Annotated in this window: 21 protein-coding genes; 9 read left to right on the forward strand and 12 right to left on the reverse strand. The window is 63.4% G+C overall.

The genetic code is table 11. The features are described 5' to 3' along the window. Window positions 1-513 precede the first annotated feature (513 nt). From phnC to phnE, 3 genes are all read left to right on the forward strand, one after another. A complete protein-coding gene (gene phnC / locus MB84_RS02840) occupies window positions 514-1,383 on the forward strand; it encodes a phosphonate ABC transporter ATP-binding protein (protein ID WP_046290676.1) in 870 nt (289 codons plus the stop codon). A gap of 27 nt (window positions 1,384-1,410) precedes the next feature. Continuing rightward, the gene (gene phnD, locus MB84_RS02845) at window positions 1,411-2,379 is read left to right on the forward strand and encodes a phosphonate ABC transporter substrate-binding protein (protein WP_046290677.1); all 969 of its coding nucleotides are present in this window, start codon (window positions 1,411-1,413) and stop codon (window positions 2,377-2,379) included. Between the two features lie 167 nt (window positions 2,380-2,546). Then, complete coding sequence (gene phnE, locus MB84_RS02850) at window positions 2,547-3,353, forward strand: phosphonate ABC transporter, permease protein PhnE (RefSeq protein WP_039402142.1); 807 nt, start codon at window positions 2,547-2,549, stop codon at window positions 3,351-3,353. Window positions 3,354-3,458: 105 nt separating this feature from the next. Here phnE and MB84_RS02855 read toward each other — a convergent pair whose 3' ends face one another. The 8 genes from MB84_RS02855 to phnG all read right to left on the reverse strand — a co-directional run bounded on the left by MB84_RS02855 (window position 3,459) and on the right by phnG (window position 10,644). Further along, a complete protein-coding gene (locus MB84_RS02855; RefSeq protein ID WP_157122620.1) occupies window positions 3,459-4,247 on the reverse strand; it encodes a hypothetical protein in 789 nt (262 codons plus the stop codon). 343 nt (window positions 4,248-4,590) lie between these two features. After that, window positions 4,591-5,736, reverse strand: coding sequence for an alpha-D-ribose 1-methylphosphonate 5-triphosphate diphosphatase (locus MB84_RS02860; RefSeq protein WP_046290679.1), 1,146 nt, complete (start codon window positions 5,734-5,736; stop codon window positions 4,591-4,593). Window positions 5,737-5,752: 16 nt separating this feature from the next. Continuing rightward, window positions 5,753-6,541: a phosphonate C-P lyase system protein PhnL gene (phnL, locus tag MB84_RS02865; RefSeq protein WP_084009577.1), complete on the reverse strand. Its 789-nt coding sequence runs from the start codon at window positions 6,539-6,541 to the stop codon at window positions 5,753-5,755. Then, window positions 6,538-7,350: a phosphonate C-P lyase system protein PhnK gene (phnK, locus tag MB84_RS02870; protein ID WP_046293339.1), complete on the reverse strand. Its 813-nt coding sequence runs from the start codon at window positions 7,348-7,350 to the stop codon at window positions 6,538-6,540. Before phnK ends, phnL begins: the two co-directional genes overlap by 4 nt. Window positions 7,351-7,358: 8 nt before the next feature. After that, window positions 7,359-8,285 carry an alpha-D-ribose 1-methylphosphonate 5-phosphate C-P-lyase PhnJ gene (locus MB84_RS02875; RefSeq protein ID WP_046290680.1) on the reverse strand — a complete coding sequence of 309 codons (927 nt, stop codon included), beginning with the start codon at window positions 8,283-8,285 and terminating at the stop codon, window positions 7,359-7,361. Beyond that, entirely contained in the window at window positions 8,282-9,502 is a 1,221-nt protein-coding gene (locus MB84_RS02880; RefSeq protein WP_046290681.1) for a carbon-phosphorus lyase complex subunit, read from the reverse strand. Before MB84_RS02880 ends, MB84_RS02875 begins: the two co-directional genes overlap by 4 nt. Continuing rightward, the gene (gene phnH, locus MB84_RS02885; RefSeq protein ID WP_046290682.1) at window positions 9,502-10,152 is read right to left on the reverse strand and encodes a phosphonate C-P lyase system protein PhnH; all 651 of its coding nucleotides are present in this window, start codon (window positions 10,150-10,152) and stop codon (window positions 9,502-9,504) included. The genes MB84_RS02880 and phnH overlap by 1 nt, the downstream gene beginning before the upstream one ends. Then, on the reverse strand, window positions 10,153-10,644 hold the full coding sequence (gene phnG, locus MB84_RS02890; RefSeq protein WP_084009579.1) for a phosphonate C-P lyase system protein PhnG: 492 nt from the start codon (window positions 10,642-10,644) through the stop codon (window positions 10,153-10,155). A gap of 93 nt (window positions 10,645-10,737) precedes the next feature. Here phnG and phnF point away from each other — a divergent pair, with 93 nt between their 5' ends. Genes phnF through phnN form a run of 3 tightly spaced genes read left to right on the forward strand, consistent with a single transcriptional unit; the run spans window position 10,738 to window position 12,829 of the window. After that, entirely contained in the window at window positions 10,738-11,499 is a 762-nt protein-coding gene (gene phnF / locus MB84_RS02895) for a phosphonate metabolism transcriptional regulator PhnF (protein ID WP_046290683.1), read from the forward strand. Next, complete coding sequence (locus MB84_RS02900; RefSeq protein WP_046290684.1) at window positions 11,496-12,260, forward strand: DUF1045 domain-containing protein; 765 nt, start codon at window positions 11,496-11,498, stop codon at window positions 12,258-12,260. Before phnF ends, MB84_RS02900 begins: the two co-directional genes overlap by 4 nt. Then, window positions 12,257-12,829 carry a phosphonate metabolism protein/1,5-bisphosphokinase (PRPP-forming) PhnN gene (gene phnN, locus MB84_RS02905; RefSeq protein WP_046290685.1) on the forward strand — a complete coding sequence of 191 codons (573 nt, stop codon included), beginning with the start codon at window positions 12,257-12,259 and terminating at the stop codon, window positions 12,827-12,829. The genes MB84_RS02900 and phnN overlap by 4 nt, the downstream gene beginning before the upstream one ends. Here the strand turns inward: phnN and MB84_RS02910 are convergent. Both MB84_RS02910 and MB84_RS02915 read right to left on the reverse strand, forming a co-directional pair. Continuing rightward, window positions 12,803-13,378 carry a TetR/AcrR family transcriptional regulator gene (locus tag MB84_RS02910; protein ID WP_046290686.1) on the reverse strand — a complete coding sequence of 192 codons (576 nt, stop codon included), beginning with the start codon at window positions 13,376-13,378 and terminating at the stop codon, window positions 12,803-12,805. The genes phnN and MB84_RS02910 overlap by 27 nt on opposite strands. Further along, window positions 13,375-13,911 (reverse strand): dihydrofolate reductase family protein, encoded by a 537-nt coding sequence (locus MB84_RS02915; protein ID WP_046290687.1) that lies wholly within the window; start codon window positions 13,909-13,911, stop codon window positions 13,375-13,377. The genes MB84_RS02910 and MB84_RS02915 overlap by 4 nt, the downstream gene beginning before the upstream one ends. 265 nt (window positions 13,912-14,176) lie before the next feature. Here MB84_RS02915 and MB84_RS02920 point away from each other — a divergent pair, with 265 nt between their 5' ends. The 3 genes from MB84_RS02920 to purU all read left to right on the forward strand — a co-directional run bounded on the left by MB84_RS02920 (window position 14,177) and on the right by purU (window position 18,694). Beyond that, a complete protein-coding gene (locus tag MB84_RS02920; protein WP_046290688.1) occupies window positions 14,177-16,666 on the forward strand; it encodes a GcvT family protein in 2,490 nt (829 codons plus the stop codon). Between the two features lie 190 nt (window positions 16,667-16,856). Continuing rightward, on the forward strand, window positions 16,857-17,708 hold the full coding sequence (locus MB84_RS02925) for an NUDIX hydrolase (protein ID WP_046290689.1): 852 nt from the start codon (window positions 16,857-16,859) through the stop codon (window positions 17,706-17,708). A gap of 113 nt (window positions 17,709-17,821) precedes the next feature. Continuing rightward, window positions 17,822-18,694, forward strand: coding sequence for a formyltetrahydrofolate deformylase (gene purU, locus MB84_RS02930; RefSeq protein ID WP_046290690.1), 873 nt, complete (start codon window positions 17,822-17,824; stop codon window positions 18,692-18,694). Window positions 18,695-18,794: 100 nt separating this feature from the next. Here the strand turns inward: purU and MB84_RS02935 are convergent, their stop codons facing one another. Together MB84_RS02935 and MB84_RS02940 are read right to left on the reverse strand one after the other, a co-directional pair. Then, entirely contained in the window at window positions 18,795-20,165 is a 1,371-nt protein-coding gene (locus MB84_RS02935; RefSeq protein ID WP_046290691.1) for an MFS transporter, read from the reverse strand. 264 nt (window positions 20,166-20,429) lie between these two features. Further along, entirely contained in the window at window positions 20,430-20,810 is a 381-nt protein-coding gene (locus MB84_RS02940; RefSeq protein ID WP_046290692.1) for a DUF488 domain-containing protein, read from the reverse strand. Window positions 20,811-20,929 lie beyond the last annotated feature (119 nt).

A 20,929-nucleotide genomic window follows, 5' to 3' on the forward strand; every position in this document is an offset into this window, starting at 1 on the left:
ACTCGTCGCCCAGCCGGTAATCCGAGGCACCGATTGCAGACGTGTGCCTTAGGTCGCCACACCACGCCACACGTCGCCAAGACGCGTGTCGTCCCCTGAAAGTCCCGCCCGCCAAACGCGCCGCGAGGGGCTTGTCGCACGGCCTCATGCGGTGGATTTTCCTGTCGATACCTGTTCGTCAGGCGGCTGAAAATATGTAGACAAAGTTGGCGTATGGCGACGACGCCGCCCCCGCATCATGTCACCGATCCTGACGTGGTCAGCTTTTTTCCGACACGTGGCGTTGCCCCGAAAACGTTGCCAAGCCATTGAGCACATAAGGGTTTTGGTCGCTCGGAAAAAAGCTGACCGATTGTCACTGTCTTGTCATCCGGTCTTCTTAGACTGCGTTCACTTTTGGCACAAATTGCCACAAAACAGCTAGTCGAGCGATGCGGGCGACAACTCCTCATGGAGGACGTCGCGCATCACAGGGCATCGGGGCCGACCGGCGAACTGACTCACAGGTGAACCGTGGACGAAGCGATTCGAATCGAGCGACTGACCAAGACCTTCGGGAGCCGCCGTGCCCTCGACGAAGTGGCGCTCAAGGTCATGCCGGGCGAAATGATCGCCCTGATCGGGGCCTCCGGCTCGGGCAAGTCGACGCTGATGCGTCACATCGCAGGCTTCGTGCCGGCGGACCAGCAGCCGGGCAGCATCGAAATTCTGGGTCGTCCGATCCAGCGCGACGGCCGTATCGTGCGCGAAGTGCGTCAGATTCGACGCGACATCGGTTTCGTCTTCCAGCAATTCAATCTGGTGGGCCGCCTGCCGGTCATCACCAACGTGCTCACAGGGCTGCTGGCTCGCGTGCCGCTGTGGCGCAGTCTGATGTTCCGCTTCACGGCGGCTGAGCGTCAGGCTGCCCTCGCGGCACTGGCGGAAGTCGGCATCGCCGACTTTGCCTTCCAGCGCGCCAGCACGCTCTCGGGCGGTCAGCAACAGCGCGCAGCACTTGCACGCACGCTTGTGCAGGGCGCCAAGATCATTCTCGCGGACGAGCCGATTGCGTCGCTCGATCCGGAATCGGCGCGCAAGGTCATGGACATGCTCGCGCGCATGAACCGCGATCACAAGTTGACGGTGGTCGTCTCGCTGCACCAGGTGGACGTTGCCATGCGCTACTGCGTGCGCACGGTGGCGCTGCATCAGGGCCGCGTCGTGTACGACGGCCCGTCCTCGGCGCTCACGCCGGACCTGCTGCGCCGACTGTATGGCGTGCAGGCAGGCGAACTGCTCAACGAAAACTCGGAAGATGCCGAAGCGGCGGCGACCGGCGAAGCGAAGCCGGCCGAAGCGCAAGCCCCATTCCTCACCTCGATGTCCCTAAGCCTCACTTAAGACCTATCTGACCAGGAGCTTGCTCTCATGAAACTGTGGAAAACCCTGCTGGCCGGCGCGGCCATGTTCGCCTCGGTCGCGGCGGCAAACGCGCAGGAAATCAACTTCGGCATCATCTCGACGGATTCCAGTGCAGCGCTGCGCCAACGCTGGCAGCCGCTGATCGACGATATGGAGAAGCAAACGGGCATCAAGGTGACCCCGTTCTTCGCCACCGACTACGCGGGCGTGATCGAAGGCATGCGCTTCAACAAAGTGCAGCTTGCATGGATGGGCAACAAAGGCGCGATGGAAGCCGTCGACCGCTCGAACGGCGAAGTCTTCGCGAAGATCATGTACGCCGACGGCACCGAGGGTTACTACTCGCTGCTGATCTCGAATGCATCGAGCCCGTACAAGACGCTCGACGACGTGATCAAGAACGGCAAGAAGATCAACTTCGGTCTGGGCGATCCGACGTCGACGTCGGGCACGCTGGTGCCGGGTTACTACGTGTTCGCGAAGAACAACATCGACCCGCGCACGTACTTCAAGACGGCGCGCAGTTCGAACCACGGCGCAAATCTGATGGCGGTGATCAACAATCAGGTGGACGTTGCGACGAACAACACCGAAGAGCTCAACAAGCTCGAAGCTACGCAGCCGGAGAAGGCCAAGCTGGTGCATGTGATCTGGAAGTCGCCGCTGATTCCGTCGGATCCGCTGCTGTGGCGCAAGGACTTGCCGGAAGCCACGAAGAAGAAGGTTCGCGACTTCTTCCTCTCGTATGGCAAGGACGCACACGAGAAGGAAGTGCTGAAGAACATCTACAACTACGGCGGTTTCCGCGCGTCGTCCGATGCTCAACTGCTGCCGATCCGTCAGCTCGAACTGTTCAAGCAGAAGGTGCAGCTTGAGTCGGACGCCAACATCGACGCCGCCAAGAAGAAGACGCAACTGGCAGACCTCGACGGCAAGCTGGCAGCACTCGACAAAGAGCTGAGCAAGACGAAGTAAGCGATAGGTAGCAACACGCTGCGCGTCGCTTCGTCACAGAGGCGAATGCGCGGGTCGAAGCAAGACGATTCAAGCGATGGCGGACCCGGGCGCCGGGTTTGCCATCTCCTCAGCGGTCCGAAATTTCGCCGGTGGCAGCCGCGCCGGTATGACACGTGGTACTCGACATGAACACCAGCGCCTCAATCACTGCCAATGGCCGCCTGCCGGGCGAGCCGCCCAAGCGTTCGTGGCTGTCCCTGATCAGTTGGGGCATCTTCTTTCTGGTCCTGGTGTGGTCGTGGAGCGGCGCGGACATGCGCCCGCTCGATCTGATTCGCGATTCCGGCAACATGAGCCAGTTCGCGCACGATTTCTTCCCGCCCGACTTCCGCGACTGGCGCGTATACGTCAACGAGATGCTCGTGACGATTCACATCGCGGTGTGGGGCACGGCACTCGCAGTCGTCTGCTCGATTCCGATGGGATTGCTCTCGGCGTCGAATATGGTGCCTGCCTGGGTGTATCAGCCGGTGCGTCGCGTGATGGACGCGTGCCGCGCGATTAACGAAATGGTTTTCGCAATGCTCTTCATCGTGGCGGTTGGCCTGGGACCCTTCGCCGGTGTACTCGCGCTGTGGGTGCACACGACGGGCACGCTCTCGAAGCTGTTCGCCGAGGCGGTCGAAGCGATTGACCCGCGTCCGGTGGAAGGCGTGCGTGCGACGGGCGCTCGCGCCATCGACGAAATTCTGTACGGTGTGCTGCCGCAGGTCATGCCGCTGTGGATCTCGTACACGCTGTACCGCTTCGAGTCCAACGTGCGTTCGGCGTCGGTGGTCGGCATGGTGGGCGCAGGCGGCATCGGTGTGGTGCTCTACGAAGTGATTCGCAGCTTCCAGTACGCTCAGACGTGCGCGGTGATGGTGATCATGGTGATCGTGGTGACGTGTATCGACGTCTTCTCGGCCCGCGTGCGCAAGATGGTGATCTGACGGATCGGGCCGATCTGTCGAAACGAATGTTGTGCAGTAGCTGTGCGCGGTACGCAGTGTGGACGCTGTGGAAAAGAGAAAGGGCGCTTCGGCGCCCTTTTTCGTTCAGCGGTTGGGCGGAAGGATGTCGAAACTCCCTATCAGGAAGAACTCCCTCATGTTCGGGTTCGGGGACGGAATCATCTGTACCTCCAGCAACGAGGTCGTAAAAATCTCCGTGTAGCCTTGTTCGTAGAGTCCGCTGTAGGCATCGGGATCGATCCTCACGCTCACCGGTCCGTTCTCCAGTCCGTCGACCCGATACTCGCGAGCCTGGATGGTAGTGTAGGAGGGGGCTTTCCAGCCGACCACGCCGAAGCGAAAAATCGGCAAGTGGTAGGGCTCGAGCGTCGGAACGCGGCGAACCGTGGCCAGAATGCCGTCTGGAAATTTCTCCGGATCCAGCGCCTCACCATCAGCCAACCCTTCGAAATGGACCTCCTGGGGATTCAGAAACGGCGTGATGAGGAAGTCGATTCCGGGCCCGGGATAGCGTTGCCCGTCGGGCCACTCGACTTCGTAGTGAATGGTCGCGCGCTTTCCTATGAAGGGTCTGAGCCAGGCATTGGGCAGCACCATGCCGGTGATAGGACCTGGACCGAGATAGAGTTGACTCGTTTCTTGCGCGCCTGTCCCGTCTTCCGACACGAAGTGCAGAATGAACGTCGATCCGAAGGGAACGCGGTGGGCGTCCATCTCAACGTATATCGGAGCGAGAAACTCGACAAACTCGCCAGGCAAGACAAATCCCCATGGCGCTACGGATTGAATGGCGAAGGGACGTTCTTCCGGGTAGGGGTTGCAAAACAGACGTATCCGATCGAGTGTTCTTTCCGGGCGCCTTGCTGCATTCATGAACGTTCCGGCTTGAAACGATCCCCTGATTCTGTTCGATATCATCGCGATGCTCCTGTCGATCCTCTGAAGGCGCGAGCCGTGAGCCGACGCTCGTCATGATCACGCTGTGCGGCGCTGTACAGCATCGGGACGCGCCGGTCATCAAAGTGTAGAAACGCCGTTCGGTGCGGGTCTAGCTGTCAACCTTTGCATTGACAATCGTGACGAAATTTCCTAATAGGACCTCCGGCCGCGGCGCACCGGGGTCGACGAAACGAAAAAAGGGCACCGAAGCGCCCTTTCATTCTTGCGGCTCGCCAGCCACCGCGACAGTCTTCCGTCGCGATGGCCTCACGTCACGTCAAGCGATCCGCTGCCCCACCCTATACGTCGCACGCGGAATCGGCGGCATGCCGGGGCGCACGGCCACGCGCACCATGTCGGCACGCAGGCCCGGCGTGATGCCGCCGCGATCCGTCAGACCGGCCGACTGCGCCGGATTCCACGACACCGTGCGCATGGCCTTTGAGAGCGTCCAGCCGCAGTCCGCATGGTCCCGGTGCAACTGAAACGCCGCTTGTAACAGGCTCGCCGGGACATAGTCCGACGACAGAATGTCGAGCACATCTTCACGTGCCAACTCCGCTGCCGCCACATTGGCCGAATGCGAACCGCCACGCATCACGTTCGGTGCCCCCATGATCACGCCAATCGACTTGTCGTGTGCTGCGCGCGCAGCGACCAGCGTCGTCGGGAATTCCGACAGCGCCACACCGTCGCGCTCGGCTTCTTCCACGTGTTCGAGCGACGTGTCGTCGTGGCTCGCCAGCGGAAGCCCGCGCGCACGGCTCATCTCGACGATGGTGCGACGATGCGGAATCGCGTATTTCTCCTGCTGCGCACGCAGATCGGCGAGCATCGCATCCCATTGCGCGTCCGGCACTTTGCCGTTGCGCTCGTGATACTGACGGTGCAGCACCGGGTCGTGCCACTGACGTTGACCCGGCGTGTGATCCATGACCGACACGAGACGCAGCAGCGGGTGATCGCACATGTCGGCGAACGTGTCGGCCGCGTCCTGCGTCGCGATTTCGCAGCGCAGATGCAGAAAGTGATCCGCGCGGAACAGCCCCGCTTCGATGGTGTCGAGCAGCGCCTGACCGCACTCGGCCTGCAGCTTGCGACTGCGCAGACCCGGGGCGTCGCGCTCGCCGATCACCAGCGAGTCGAACACCGTCGTGATACCCGCCGCAGCCACCTGAGCATCGTGAATCGCGAAGGCCGCGTGCGTGTTCCAGTACACGCCGGGGCGCGGCGCGAGGTGCTTCTCCAGATTGTCGGTATGCAGCTCGACAAGCCCCGGCACCAGATAATCGCCTTCCCAGTCGACGGCTTCAGCGGACTGCGTCGTCCCTTCCTCCACCGCGTGGATGAGACCCTCGCGGACTTCGACCACGCCGGTGAAGGTCGTGTCGGGCGTGACGATGCGAGCGTTCTTGATAAGCATGGACAGACTCCGGGGATCAATGTGCGGGACGCAGCACCGGACGCATGGCGAGCGTTCGCGTCGCCACTTCGTCGCGGGTCGCCTCGTCGTGGAAGATGCCCACGATGGCGCTCCCCGCTGCACGGGCTTCGGTAATCAGTTGCGAGACCACGGCGCGGTTCTGCGCGTCGAGCGACGCGGTCGGCTCGTCGAGCAGCAGCACCGGTGCGGCGGCGATCAGCCCGCGCGCGATGTTGATGCGCTGCTGTTCGCCGCCGGAGAACGTCGCCGGGGCGAGCGACCAGAGGCGCTCGGGGATGTTCAGACGCGCGAGCAGATCGCGCGCACGACCGGCGGCGTCGGCGTCGCCGTGACCCAGCCGTCGCAACGGCTCCGCCACGATGTCTAACGTGGTGACGCGCGGAATCACGCGCAGAAACTGGCTGACGTAGCCGAGCGTGGTGCGACGCACCGAGAGCACTTCGCGGGCGGTGGCGGTCGTCAGGTCGACCCAGTGTTGGCCCTGACCTGCATCGTGACGAATCTCGATACGGCCTTCGCCTGCGAGATAGTTGCCGTACAGGCAACGCAGCAGCGTGCTCTTGCCCGAGCCTGAAGGGCCGACGAGCGCCACGCATTCGCCGCGTCGCACCGTGAGGTCGACACCTTCGAGCGCCGGGATCGCCGCGCCGCCCTGCGCGTGCAGACGGAAGGTCTTGTGCAGACCTTGTGCGCGCAGCACAACGTCGTCTTCGCGCGTGCCGAGCGTAAGGGCCGCGCCGCTGAGCGACGTTGCTGACGTAGTAAGGTTCGTTCCGGAGTTCATACGGGCAGTACCGAGGAAACCAGCAATTGCGTGTAGGGATGTTGCGGGTCGTCGAGGACTTGATCGGTCAACCCGGCTTCGACCACACGTCCCGCCTGCATGACGATCAGACGATGCGCAATGAGTCGTGCCACCCCGATATCGTGCGTGACGATGATGGCGGCAAGATGAAGGCGCTCCACGAGCGAGCGCAGCAGGTCCAGAAGACGTGCCTGCACCGACACGTCGAGTCCGGCGGTCGGCTCGTCCATGAAGACGAGACGCGGCTCGGTCACGAGGTTGCGGGCGATCTGCAGACGCTGCTGCATGCCCCCCGAGAACGCACCGGGCATCTCGTCCACACGCGCCGGATCGAGTTCGACTTGCGCCATCCAGTGGCGCGCCTTCTCGCGGATGTCCCCAAAGTGACGCGCACCGACGGCCATCAGACGGTCGCCGATGTTGCCGCCCGCCGACACGTTCATGCGCAGCCCATCGCGCGGGTTTTGCTCGACGAAGCCCCACTCGGTGCGCAGCAGGCGACGCTTGTGCGCTTCGTCCAGCGCGCTCAGGTCGTGCAGTACGCCATCGGTGCCGCGATAGTGGAGCGATCCGGCGTCGATGGCGTGACGCAGGGCCAGCGCGTTGAGCAACGTCGACTTGCCCGAGCCGGACTCGCCGACCACGCAGACCACTTCGCCCGGCCACAGATCGAAGCTCACGTCGGCGCAACCGATACGGTCGCCGTAGTGTTTGCCCAGTCCCTTCACGCGCAGCAGCGGTTCGTCCAGCGGTGCCGTATGACGTTCGACCGGTCGCAGGGAATCCATCACGGCGTTCATGCGCGCTCCTTCGCGGCGTGCGCCACATCTGCCACGTTCGCGGACGTGCGATCGCCGCAATAGTCGCTGTCCGAACACACGTACATGCGCGTGCCTTCGTCGTCGGTGATGACTTCGTCGAGGAAGCTGTCGGTTGCGCCGCACAGGGCGCAATGCGCGTCCCACTTCTGGGGTTCGAACGGGTAGTCGTCGAAGTCGAGACTCTCGACCGACGTGTACGGCGGAATCGCGTACAGACGTCGTTCGCGCCCCGCGCCGAAGAGTTGCAGCGCCGGATTCATATGCAGCTTGGGGTTGTCGAACTTCGGAATCGGGGAGGGCGACATCAGATAGCGCCCGTTGACGATGACCGGGTAGTCGTAGGTCGTCGCAATTGCACCGTGACGCACGATGTCTTCGTACAGACGCACGCGCATCAGGCCGTACTCGCCGAGCGCATGCAGCTTGCGCGATTCAACGATGCGCGGCTCCAGACGGAACATCGGCTCGGGCATCGGCACCTGAAACACGAGGATCTGACCGTCGTGCAGCGAGACTTCGGGAATGCGGTGGCGCGTCTGGATAACGGTTGCCTCGGACGTCTTCGTCGTGGTGGCGACACCGGCCGTGCGCGCAAAGAAGCGACGGATGTTCACGGCGTTGGTCGTATCGTCCGCGCCCTGATCGATGACCTTGAGCGTGTCGTCGGCCCCGATCACGGCGGCGCTGACCTGAATCCCGCCCGTGCCCCAGCCATACGGCAGCGGCATTTCGCGGCTGCCGAACGGCACCTGATAGCCGGGGATGGCCACAGCCTTGAGCAGGCTGCGACGGATCATGCGCTTGGTGTGTTCGTCGAGGAACGCGAAGTTATAGCCGTCGGCCGTGGCGGCGCTTGCCGCAGACGGTCGGGAGGTGTCTTGCAACGTGGCGGCGTCGTTCATGCGGCCTCCTGAGCGTTCTGAGTGGTGGGGGCAGTGGCGTCGTCGCTCGCTTGCGTGCCGCATGGAGCGTATTTCGCGGCGTGCTCTGCGCGCAGACGGCGCACCAGTTCCAGCTCGGCCTGAAAGTCGACGTAGTGCGGCAGCTTCAGGTGCTGTACGAAGCCCGACGCTTCGACGTTGTCGCTGTGATAAAGCACGAACTCCTGTTGCTGCGCGGGCGAGTTGGCTTCGTCGCCCAGTTCGTTCGTGCGCAGTGCGCGGTCAACGAGCGACATCGCCATCGCCTTGCGCTCGTTGTGGCCGAACGCCAGTCCGTAGCCCTGCGTGAACTGCGGCGGGACGTCCTGACTGCCACCGAACTGCGTGACCATCTGGCACTCGGTCACTGCGATTTCACCGATGTCGATGGCGAAGCCGAGTTCTTCCGGCACGATCTCGATAGCTACCTGACCTAGACGAATTTCGCCCGCGAACGGGTGATCGTTGCCATAGCCGCGCTGTGTGGAATAGCCGAGCGCGAGCAGGAAGCCTTCGTCGCCGCGTGCGAGGTTCTGCAACCGCGCCGTGCGCGACGCTGGCGTAAAGAGCGGCGAGTGCACGAGGTCGTGCGGCTCGGGGTCGGCACCGTTGGTGTTCAGTGGTTCGAGCAGACCGTCGCGCTTCATGATGTCGGTGACGCGCGTGGTGGCCGCGATGGGCGGCACGTCCGGGATCTCGGCCGCGGCGCACGGTCGTGGCGCTGCGGTCGCTGCAGCGCTCGCGCAACGTTCGCCAGCGAGCGGTGCGTCGGACGTCTCGCCGTCAAGACCCTCAGCCAGCAACGCGAAGTCCAGCAGACGCTGCGTGTAGTCGTACGTGGCCCCCAGCACCTGTCCGCCGGGCATGTCCTTGAACGTGGCCGAGATGCGGCGCGACAGACGCATCGACGCCGTATCGATTGGTTTCGTGGTGCCCAGACGCGGCAATGTCGTGCGATACGCACGCAGCAGGAAGATCGCTTCGACCAGATCGCCCGATGCCTGCTTGATGGCCAGCGCTGCGAGCGTTTCGTCGTACAACGCACCTTCGCTCATTACCCGCGAGACTGCGAGACGCATCTGTTCGCGAATTTGCGTGACGGTGAGCGCGGGGATGTCGGGATTGCCGCGCCGCGCCTTGGCGAGCAGGTCCCAGGATTGTTCGATGGCGCGCTCGCCACCTTTGACTGCGACGTACATCAGCAAACCTCCACATGCGTGGTGCGCGGCAGCCCGAGCACCGTGTCGCCAGCGGCGATCAACAGGTCGAGACCGGCGGGAAAGCGCGACGCGAGTGCGGCGCGCGCCTGCCAGAAGGCGGCGTCAAGACCACCGACGGTGACGTCCGCATGGGTCTGAATGCCTGGGCCGCGCAACCGCAGATGCAGCAGATGCAGCAGATGCAGTCCGTCGCCGGTGTGGCCCACGCTTAGTGCGGGAACGTCGACGATCAGCGTGGCGCTGTGTTCCGGCGATTCGGCCGTGCCGAAGGCGAAGCGCTCAAGGGCCGGGCAACTGGCGGGATCGGTGAGCAACGCGAATTGCGCTTGCGCGAGACCCGCTTCGCCGCTGAGCAGCGGCGCACCTGTGTGAAAGCGCAGGGCGCTGGCCACTTCGCCCAGCGGTGATTGCAACCAGACGGGCGTCGTGGCGTCGGCCAGCGCGAGCAGCGTGGCGCGCGCAGCGATGCTGGCTTCGTCGCTATGGCCGAGACGCTGGCCGACCTGGCGCAACTGACCGGGGCGGGCGAGGGCATCGAGCACTGCACGGAAGACGCCCTGAGCGTCGTGGACCGGATCGTCGAAACCGGGTTGCAGTGCCGACCAGTCGGGCATGGTTGCCGTCAACATTCAGGCCTCCCGGACCATGGTGAAGAACTCGACGCGGCTGGCCGCCACGTCGGCGTCGTTCTGCGCTGCGGTGGCGGCCAGACGTTCAGAGATCGCCGCGAGTGGACCGGCGGCAAGCACGGCGCGGTGCTGCGGCATTTGCATCAGGGCATCCAGACGCGCCACACGCACGGCGCGCTCGGCGTCGCGACCCAGCACATAGCCGGTGCCGACCACGCCGTCCTGCTGACGCAGCGTGCAACGCGTGACGGTCGTCTCGCCGAGGTTGAAGCGATCGCCGCTGCCACCCACGCGGCCCTGCACCAGCACGAGACCGGTCTGCGGGGCGCGCAGCCAGATGAACTGCGGGGCGTCGGGGCAACGGGCGATGGCGTCGTCGAGTTCGTCGTGCGTGGCGCGTGCAAACAACGCAAGCCACCGGGCGCGGTCCGCCTGCTTCTGCGGGGTGGCGCCGTCCTCGTCATGTGGGGTGTCGGGAGATGTGATTGACATATTTGTCTAGTCGTATAGACGTGTATATGATCGCAACAACGTCAGATGGGGACTGCTAGCGGCCTCATTACAACTTTCCGGGGTGTCAATTTGATGACAGCACAACTCGAACGGGGCGGCGGTGTTGCGGTGTGGCGGCAGATCGCGCAGATTCTGGCCACCGAAATCGGCGAGCGTCGTTATGGCGAAGGTGCGCCTGACGACCGTCTGCCGAGCGAGACGGACCTTGCGCAGCGCTTTGGGGTGAACCGTCACACGGTGCGCCGCGCGATTCTCGGTCTGGCCGAGCAGGGTCTCGTGAACGTCGAGCACGGACGCGGCACCTTCGTGCAGGCGGCCGCCATCGGTTATGTGATCGGGCGCCGCACGCGCTTTACCGAGAACCTGTCGCAGAACAATCTGAAGACCGCGCAGCAGATCATTTCTGCGCACAAGCTCAAGGCGGAAGGGGGTGTCGCGCAGGCGCTCGGACTGCGTGCAGGCGCACCGGTCTATCGGCTGGAGCTGGCGCGGCGCAGTCTGGACACGCAAGGCATCGAACTGCCGCTGGCGTACAGCGAGAACTGGTTTCCGGCGTCGCGCTTTCCCGACTTTCCGGAGGTGTTCGCAGAGCATGAGACGATCAGCGCCACGCTCGCTATCTTTGGCGTAAAGGACTACACGCGTCTCGAGAGTCGCATCGGTGCGCGCATGCCGGACGCCGACATCGCTCGTCACCTCGGGATCAACCGTCAGCAGCCCGTGCTGAGCGTAGAAAGTACGGATGTGGACGAAGCAGGCAAGCCGATCAAATACGGCATTGCCTACTTCCCGGCAGATCGTATGCAGCTTGTGGTGCAGGGGCCGACCGAATGAACGAAGTACAGCAACAGCAACTGCAGCGACGGCAACTCGACTTGTCGGTGGCACGCTTTGCGATCTACTACGCGCCGCCTGCCGGTTCGTGCTGGTGGAACGAAGGCAGCCGCTGGCTCGGGCGTGACGCCATCACGGCGCGCACGCTTCATGCGCCGACGGTGGCTGGCTTATCGCGTTCGCTGCACGACCTCACCGTCGATCCGCGCCGCTATGGGTTGCATGCCACGCTCAAAGCGCCGATGCGGCTCGCACCGCAGGCGCGACTGAGCGATCTGTCGGGCATTGCGACGGCGGTGGCGGCGCGTCACGTGCCGTTCGATCTGACGGTTCATACCGACGTGATCGGCACCGACAATGGCAAGTCGTCCGGCTTCGTGGCGTTGCGTCCGAAGGCAGGCGCTGCCGACGAGAAGGCGGTGAATGCGCTGGCGGCCGATTGCGTGCAGGCGTTCGACACGCTGCGTGCACCGATGAACGAGGTCGAACTGGCCAAAAGAAATCCGCAACAGCTAACGTCGCGTCAGCGCGAGTGGCTGACGCAGTGGGGGTATCCGTACGTGTTCGACGAATTTCGTTTTCACGTCACGCTCTCCGACCGTGTGACGGCGGCAGACGCCACGCTCATCACCGACTGGTGGCAGCCGCGCGTACAGGCGCTCGGGCCGATGCGCGTCGAAAGTCTCGCAGTCTTCGTGCAACCGACCCCAGGCGAGCCCTTCCTCATGTTCGAACGTTTTGCCTTCAGGGAAGCGGCATGAATCACGCACGTCTGTTTTACGTAATGGGGCCGTCCGGTGCGGGCAAGGACTCGTTGCTTGCGTACGCACGAGCGAAGCTCGATCACATGTCGTCCCCTCGTTCGCCGGTGTGTTTCGCGCATCGTTACATCACGCGTGCGCCCTCGGCAGGGGAGAACCACATTGCGTTGTCGCACGCCGAATTTGCGATGCGGCATTCGCTCGGTTGCTTCGCACTCGACTGGGAAAGCCACGATTGCCGTTACGGCATCGGCGTCGAAATCGACGCGTGGATGCATGCGGGCGCGAATGTCGTGGTGAATGGCTCGCGCGCGTTCCTGGCGCAAGTCGTCGCGCGCTATGCCGAACGTCTGCACCTCGTGGAGATTCGCGTCGACCCTGAAGTGCGGGCGCAACGTCTCGCGAAGCGTGGCCGCGAATCCGGCGACGCGCTCGACAAGCGTGTCGCGCACAGCGTGGTCTGGACACCCCCTGAAGGCATTCCGCTCTCGGTGATCGATAACGACGGGGCGCTTGAGGCGGCGGGCGATACGCTGCTCGCCCTATTGACGTCGCGGCTCGAGCGCTGACAACAGACAATCGAGTGCCTGCCGATAGTCGTCATCGCCGGGTGGCGGCGCGGCGGGCGCGTCGTTCTCGCGCGCAACGGGCAGGCCACTGCCATGCGCATGATCGATCAGGATGTTCCGCCACAGGCGCGCTTGCGTCGTCAGGTTTTGCAGCAGCCCCGTCAGCCGGTCCGTGATCTCGCGCGTCACACCGGCAAATGCCTCGGGCGTGGCGAAGATCGCGAGCGTCAGTTGCGGATGGCGACGCACTGCCGCGTGATACCGGATCAGAATTTCGCGCACTTCGTCATGCCACGCGAGGCCCGCTTCGAGGTCTTTGAGCACGTCGGCATACACCGCGTCCGACAACGCACGCAGCAACCCGGCGTAATCCTCGACGTGATGGTAGAGACTCATGGGCGTGACGCCAAGCCGACCGGCCAGCGCGCGCATGCTCAGTCCCTTTCCACCGGTCGTTTCCGCCTCGTCGAGCAGCGCGAGCGCCGTCGTCAGGATTGCGTCCCTGGTGACCCCGTTGCCCTGTGCGGGCCTTCCGCGCGGCCGCGTCACGCGACGATCCGATAAGCGGACTGCACCAATCCCGACGCAAAGCGACGGCTGTCGATCAACTGCAAGTCGACATCTTCCGACAATGCGCCGAACAGCGGTCTCCCCGCACCGATCAGCACCGGCACCGTCGTGACGACGATGTCCGCGATCAGCCCCTCGCGCAAAAACGACTGCACCACTTTTCCGCCGTCGACATAAATCCGGCCCACCCGCTCCCGCGCCAACGCCTGCATCAGCGCACCGGGCGCCAGGTCGGAGAAGCGCACTTTTTCCTTGAGCGCATCGGGAACCGGCGTGTTCGCCAGCCGCGTCGACAACACCGTCACGGGCAGATCGTAGGCCCAGGGGCCCATCGTCAGCACCTTCTCGTACGTGCCGCGCCCCATCACGATCGCGTCCTTGTCGGCGATGAAGGCGGCGTAGCCGTGATCCTCGGTGGGGTCGTCTCGTTGCAGCAACCAGTCGATGTCGCCATCGGGCCGGGCGATGAAACCGTCAAGGCTGGTGGCGATGAAAGCGTGCGCTGTCGTCATGGCGTGGTTCGTCTTTATTTATACTTCGTATATTTTTGCGTAAACGACCGCGAAACACAAATCGTACGGGCGAAGGCATGTCGGCGCAGGCCTCGCGCACGCGTGATTGCGGCATTGATGCCGTCAATGTGTTCGTTATTTTGTTTTGCATTATGTGTTGTATTGTTGCAAATTAGTGCAATGAACGTTAAGTTTCAGTAGTCTCGTGTCATCCCTCATGTCACTGCCCGGCGTTGGCTGGTGCATGCCTTTCCGGAGTCCGTCCATGCCTTCAGTCTTGCCTACTCATGCCCGTGTCGTCATCGTCGGCGGCGGGATCGTCGGCTGTTCCGTTGCCTATCACCTGGCCAAGCTCGGCTGGACCGATGTCGTGTTGCTGGAACAGGGGCAATTGTCGTGCGGCACCACGTGGCACGCCGCCGGGCTGGTGGGGCAATTGCGTTCGCAGGAAAGCATGACGAAGCTCATCCGCTATTCCACGAAGCTCTACAGCGAACTGGAAGCGGAGACGGGACTTGGCACGGGATGGAAGCAGTGCGGTTCGCTGTCGGTGGCGCGTAGCGCCGAGCGCATGACGCAGCTCAAGCGCACGGCGGCCGTGGCGCGCGCCTACGGCGTGCAGTGCGACGTGATTTCGCCGCGCGAAGCGGGCGAACTCTGGCCGGTCATGCGCACCGACGATCTCGTGGGCGCCGTGTGGCTACCCGGCGACGGCAAGGCCAATCCGACCGACCTCACGCAGGCGCTCGCACGCGGTGCGCGCAGCCGGGGCGTGCGCATCGCGGAGAACACCCGTATCACGCAGATTCATACGGCGTCGCCCAACGGTATCCGCACGGCGACGGGTGTGTCGTGGCAGAACAAGGACGGCGAGCACGCACGCATCGACGCCGAGATCGTCGTCAACTGTGCGGGTCAGTGGGCCAAGGCCGTGGGGCGCATGTGCGGCGTGACCGTGCCGCTGCATTCCGCCGAGCATTACTACATCGTGACCGACCGTATCGCGGGCGTACATACCGATCTGCCGGTCATGCGCGATCCCGACGGCTACATCTACTTCAAGGAAGAAGTCGGTGGTCTCGTGATGGGTGGTTTCGAGCCGAATGCCAAGCCGTGGGGCATGAACGGCATTCCCGAGAATTTCGAATTCCAGTTGTTGCCCGACGACTGGGACCAGTTCGAGATCCTCATGGAGAACGCGCTCATTCGTGTGCCTGCGCTGGAGACGGCGCAGATCCGCCAGTTCTACAACGGGCCGGAATCCTTCACGCCGGACAACAACTTCATCCTCGGCGAAGCGCCGGAGCTTCGGAATTTCTACGTCGGCGCGGGCTTCAATTCGATGGGTATTGCGTCGGCGGGCGGGGCGGGGATGGCGCTCGCCGAATGGATCGTGGCGGGCGAGCCGACGATGGATCTCTGGCCGGTCGACATCCGCCGCTTCGCAGGCTTTAACGGCAACGACACATGGCTTCACGATCGCGTGAAGGAAACGCTGGGTCTGCATTACGCCATGCCGTGGCCGAATCGCGAACTCGATACGGCGCGTCCGTTTCGGCGCTCGCCGCTGTATGCGACGTTGCTTGCGAAGGGCGCATGCTTCGGCAGCAAGATGGGATGGGAGCGGCCGAACTTCTTTGCACCGTCACCTGAACAGGCGAGCATCGATTACAGCTTCGGTCAGCAGAACTGGCACACGTGGAGTGCGCAGGAGCATCGCGCGTGTCGCGACGCCGTGGCGCTGTTCGATATGAGTTCGTTCTCGAAGCTGCTGATCAAGGGACGCGACGCCGAACGCGTGTTGCAGACCTTATGTAGCAACGACGTCGCCGTGGCTCCGGGGCGCACCGTCTATACCGCGATGCTCAACGAGCGCGGCGGCTACGAATCGGACTTCACGCTCACACGGCTCGCGCCGGACCAGTATCTGATGGTCACGGGCTCGGCGCAGACGACACGCGACATGGACTATCTGGAGCGGCGCATCGCCAGCCTGCCCGACGATCCGCGCTGCACCGTGGTCGACGTCACCGGCCAGTACGCCGTGCTCGCGCTGATGGGGCCGAACTCGCGTGCGTTGTTGCAGCAGGTCTCCAAAGCCGATTTCTCCAACGAGGCGTTCCCGTTCGGCACGAGCCGCGAGATCGATCTCGGCTACGCGACGGTGCGCGCGACGCGTCTGACCTATGTGGGCGAACTCGGCTGGGAGCTGTACGTGCCGGTCGAATTCGCGCTCGGCGTCTACGAGACGTTGCATGCGGCGGGCAAAGCGTTCGGGTTGAAGGACGCGGGCTACTACGCCATCGATTCGTTGCGCATCGAGAAGGGCTATCGCGCATGGGGACGCGAACTGACGCCGGATGCGAACCCGGTCGAGGCGGGATTGACGTTCGCCTGCAAGCTGGCAAGCGACATCGCTTTCACGGGACGCACAGCCGTCGAACTTGCGAAGTCGAAGGGCGTACGCCGTCGGCTCGTCAGCGTCGCGCTCGACGGGGCGAGCGACAAGATGCTGTGGGGCGGGGAAGCGGTGTTGCGCGACGCTCAGCCGGTCGGGTTCATCTCCTCGGCGGCCTTTGGCCACACCATCGACGCGCCCGTGGGCCTCGCCTATCTGACGAACCCGGATGGCCCCGTGTCCACCGAGTACATCGAGACCGGTCGTTATCAGGTCGATCTCGCGGGCGAACTGCTCGACGCGCGGGTGCAGTTGCGCGCACTGTATGACCCGAAAGGCGAGCGGGTGAAGGGCTGAACGCCGAAGGTCTGTGTGGCTGCATCGTGCGCCGGGCCCGAAGTCGGCAAGCCTTGTTCGACGGACGATGCGTGCCGACGCGGGGCGGTCGATCCCCGCGCTTCGGGCGAACTCGTCGCCGCTTCTGTAAAATGCCGCTTTTGCCTCGATTTCGCGCGCCACCGCCTGGCGCGCGTCCGGTCTCTGACGTATGTCTTTTGCTTGTATTGCGGCGGCGCGCCGCTTCGACGACCGAGCGCATCTGCCGCTCGTGATCGGCTCGCAGCGTTTTGGATGGATTCGCCGTAGCGACGTGGAGTCGCTGTGCCGCTGGCCCGACGTGTTCGAGATCAGTTCGCTCGCCGTGCGCATTCATCCGCGTCACGATACGTGCGAAGCCCGCACGGCGGCGCTGGCACCCGTGATCGAAGCCCTCGCCGCCGAGGGGCGCATCACCGGCTGGCGCAACGAGCATTACGCGATCCGCCAGCGTCTGTACGACGCGCCGCTCGCGTGGATCGAACGCGCTGCTTCGCGCTTCTTTGGCACGCGCACCTTCGCCGTGCACGTGAACGGCTACGTACCCGCTCGTTTCGTCGGCGAAGCGCCGAAGATGTGGATCGCACGCCGCAGCGTGCTCAAGGCCACCGATCCGGGCTGTCTCGACAACCTGTCGGCTGGGGGCATCGGTAACGGCATTGGCGTGGGCGACACGCTGGTCAAGGAGTGCTGGGAAGAAGCGGGTATTCCGGCGCATCTGGCAAACGAAGCGCGTCCGGGCCGTACGCTGCACATCCTTGCGGAAATTCCCGAAGGCGTGCAGTCCGAGCAGATTTTCGTCTACGATCTTGCGCTGCCGCGCGGCTTCGTTCCCGAGAATCAGGACGGCGAGGCGAGCGCGCACTGGCTGTGCACGGCGGGCGACGTACGCGACGTGATCGCGCGCGGCAAGATGACGGTCGATGCAAGCCTCGCGAGCCTCGACTTCCTGCTGCGCGAAGGCGCGATCCGCGTGAAAGACTGCGCCGGTATCGAGGCGTTGTTCAAGCCAGCGGACGAGTAAGTTCGCGCCGGACTGCGCCTGATGCCGAGTGCGCGCGCAACCGACATCGAATCGACGAATCACCGAATTTCAACACTGCAACGCTCATTGCAAGCCTTTGCCCAGGAGCAATCATGGCACCGATCGAAAATAGCTACATTCTGAAGTTGTCCTGCCCGGACCGTCCCGGCATCGTCCACACGGTGGCCGGTTTCCTGGTCGAGCGCGGCGGCAACATTCTCGACTCGGCGCAGTTCAACGATCGCTTCACGGGCGGCTTCTTCATGCGCGTGCATTTTCAGCAACTGCCGGGCCAGACCGATCTGGCGTCGCTCCAGCGTGACTTTGCACCGCTGGCCGAGCAGTTCGAGATGGAATGGGAACTGGTCGACGCGTCGATCAAGCCGCGCGTCATGCTCATGGTGTCGAAGATCGGCCACTGCCTGAACGACCTGCTGTTCCGCTACAAGACCGGTCAGCTCAACGTCGAAATCCCGGTGATCGTCTCGAACCACAAGGATTTCTACCAACTGGCGGCAAGCTACAACATCCCGTTCCACTATCTGCCGCTCATGAACGCGACGCCCGAGTCGAAGGCGGCCCAGGAAGCCAAGGTGTTCGAGCTGGTCGAAGACAACAACATCGATCTGGTGGTGCTGGCGCGTTACATGCAGGTGCTCTCCAGCGATCTGTGCAAGAAGCTGGCGGGCCGCGCCATCAACATCCACCATTCGTTTCTGCCGAGCTTCAAGGGCGCGAAGCCGTACTATCAGGCGTTCGACCGCGGCGTGAAGCTGATCGGGGCGACGGCGCATTACGTGACGTCCGACCTCGACGAAGGTCCGATCATCGAGCAGGAAGTCGAGCGAGTCGACCACACGATGGACCCCGAGCAACTGACCGCCATCGGTCGCGACGTGGAATGTGTCGCACTCGCGCGCGCGGTGCGCTTTCACGCCGAGCACCGCATTTTGCTGAACGGCCACAAGACGGTGATCTTCCGCTAAGCGATGCGCTGAAGTGCGTGTCGCCAGAAGCGGCACATCGCGCAAACGAAAAAGCCCGGGACGTAAAGTCTCGGGCTTTTTTGTGCGCGCATGAAGCGTATCAGGTGCGCTGTGCCAGTTCGCTGCCCGCATCGCGCGAAAGCCGCGCAATCGAGATCGTGGAGCTGACGGCGATCAGGCCGACGACGAGGAACGCCCACGGGAAGTCGACGTTCGTCACATGGTCGCGCCCATGCAGCCACGACGACGTCTGCAACACCGCTGCGCCAATCGTGATCCCGAGTGTGAGCGACACCTGTTGTGCGACGCTGGCGAGACTCGTCGCCTGACTCATGCGATGCCCCGGCACGTCGGCGTAGGAAATCGCATTCAGACTCGTGAATTGCAGCGAGCGGAAGCAACCGCCGAACAACAGCGTGCCGAGAATGACCAGATGCGAGGTCTGGTCGGTGAAGAGTCCATACCCCCCGATGGTCGCCGCCGCAATGACGGCATTCGTCATCAGCACACGGCGGAACCCCCAGCGCTGAAGAATGCGCAGCGAGAGCGTCTTCATGAACATTGCACCGGCCGCCGAGATGAACGTCAGCGCGCCCGACTCCAGCGGCGTCATGCCGAAGCCGAGTTGCAGCATCAGCGGTAAGAGAAACGGTGTCGCACCTACGCCAATGCGAAACAGCGTGCCGCCACCGACACCCGCGCGGAACGTGGGAATGCGAAAGAGATCGAGCCGCAACAACGGATGCGCAATCCCTTTCGCGTGGCGGAGATACGCGACGATCAGCGCAGCGCCGAGGGCGACCAGACCGAGGGCGAGCGGCGTCGGGATCAGATGACGTCCAATGGTCGACAGGCCCAGCATCAGGATCGACAGTCCGAAGCCCGAGAGCAGGAAGCCTTTGACGTCGAGCGGCGGTACCTCGTCCTCATAAAGATCGGGGATGAATTTCGTCGCGAGGATGAAACCGAGCACCCCGATGGGGATATTGATAAAGAAGATCCAGCGCCAGTGCCAGTACGTCGTGACGAAGCCACCGAGCGGCGGACCGAGCACCGGACCGACCAGCGCCGGGATCGTGAGATAGTTGAGCGCGCGCACCATGTCGCGCTTCTCCACCGATTTGAGCAGTGCGAGTCGACCCACCGGCACCATCATCGCGCCGCCCATACCTTGCACGAAGCGAGCGATCACCAGTTCCGGCAAGTTGGTCGAGATGCCGCAGCAGATGGAGCCGACGACGAACACGCCGATGGCGATGCGAAAGACATTACGCGTGCCGAAGCGATCGGCGATCCAGCCACTGACCGGAATGAAGACTGCGAGACTGATGAGGTACGTCGTGAGGGCGAGCTTGAGCGTGATCGGACTCTCGCCGAGATCTTTCGCGATCAACGGCAAGGAAGTGGACAACACGGTGGAATCCATGTTCTCCATGAATAGCGCGCAGGCAACAATCAGTGGAACAAGCATGAGGCATGACGTTGCCATCGTGGCAACGAGAGTAAGCGAACGAGGTACGGCAAGAGGTGCAGCACGGGGGTACAGCGCAGACGATGTCGCAGATGACGCTTTCTGCGTTTATAGCAAATTCCGGTGCGGCCCGTCCCGTTGACCGGGGGAACCGAGGCGTCATGCGGGTTTCGGACGAGGCGATAGCGTGACGCGTCGTTTCAGACAGCGGAATGCTGTGCCGCACGGCGATATGCCGTTTTATCTGTCGAACCCGAAAAGTCGTCAATGCGACTCAAGAAAGTCACGGAGGACGTGAAGATGCGTATGCGCTTCGTCGTCTTCCAGTCGATGCGCCGCAGTGAGTAGCGTGACCGACCCTTCCTTCAGACGCGCGCGCAGTTCGGTCAGCATGGTGTTGTGCTCGGCCTCCAGCACTGACAGTTCTTCGAGGAAGCGACTCCGAAACTCGGAGAACTCGTTGGGATGATCATGAAACCATTTGCGCAGTGGTGTGCTCGGCGTAACGTCTTTTGCCCAGAAGTCGATGTGCGCTTTGACCTTGGCCAACCCACGGGGCCAGAGGCGGTCGGCGAGAACACGCTGGCCGTCGGCGGAATCGGGGGCATCGTAGGCGCGCTTGAATCGAATGTTGTAGGACGGCATGGGGGACGGCCTCCGGTCGTGATCGCGGGAGCGCGCGCAGCGTGTGCTGAACGGGTGGGCGCGCAATACTGCGGAGCTTACCGGAGGCGGTCGTTACAGGCGAGTCCCCATGCCAGCGC

Source organism: Pandoraea oxalativorans, from assembly GCF_000972785.3.
GTDB classification, from domain to species: domain Bacteria; phylum Pseudomonadota; class Gammaproteobacteria; order Burkholderiales; family Burkholderiaceae; genus Pandoraea; species Pandoraea oxalativorans.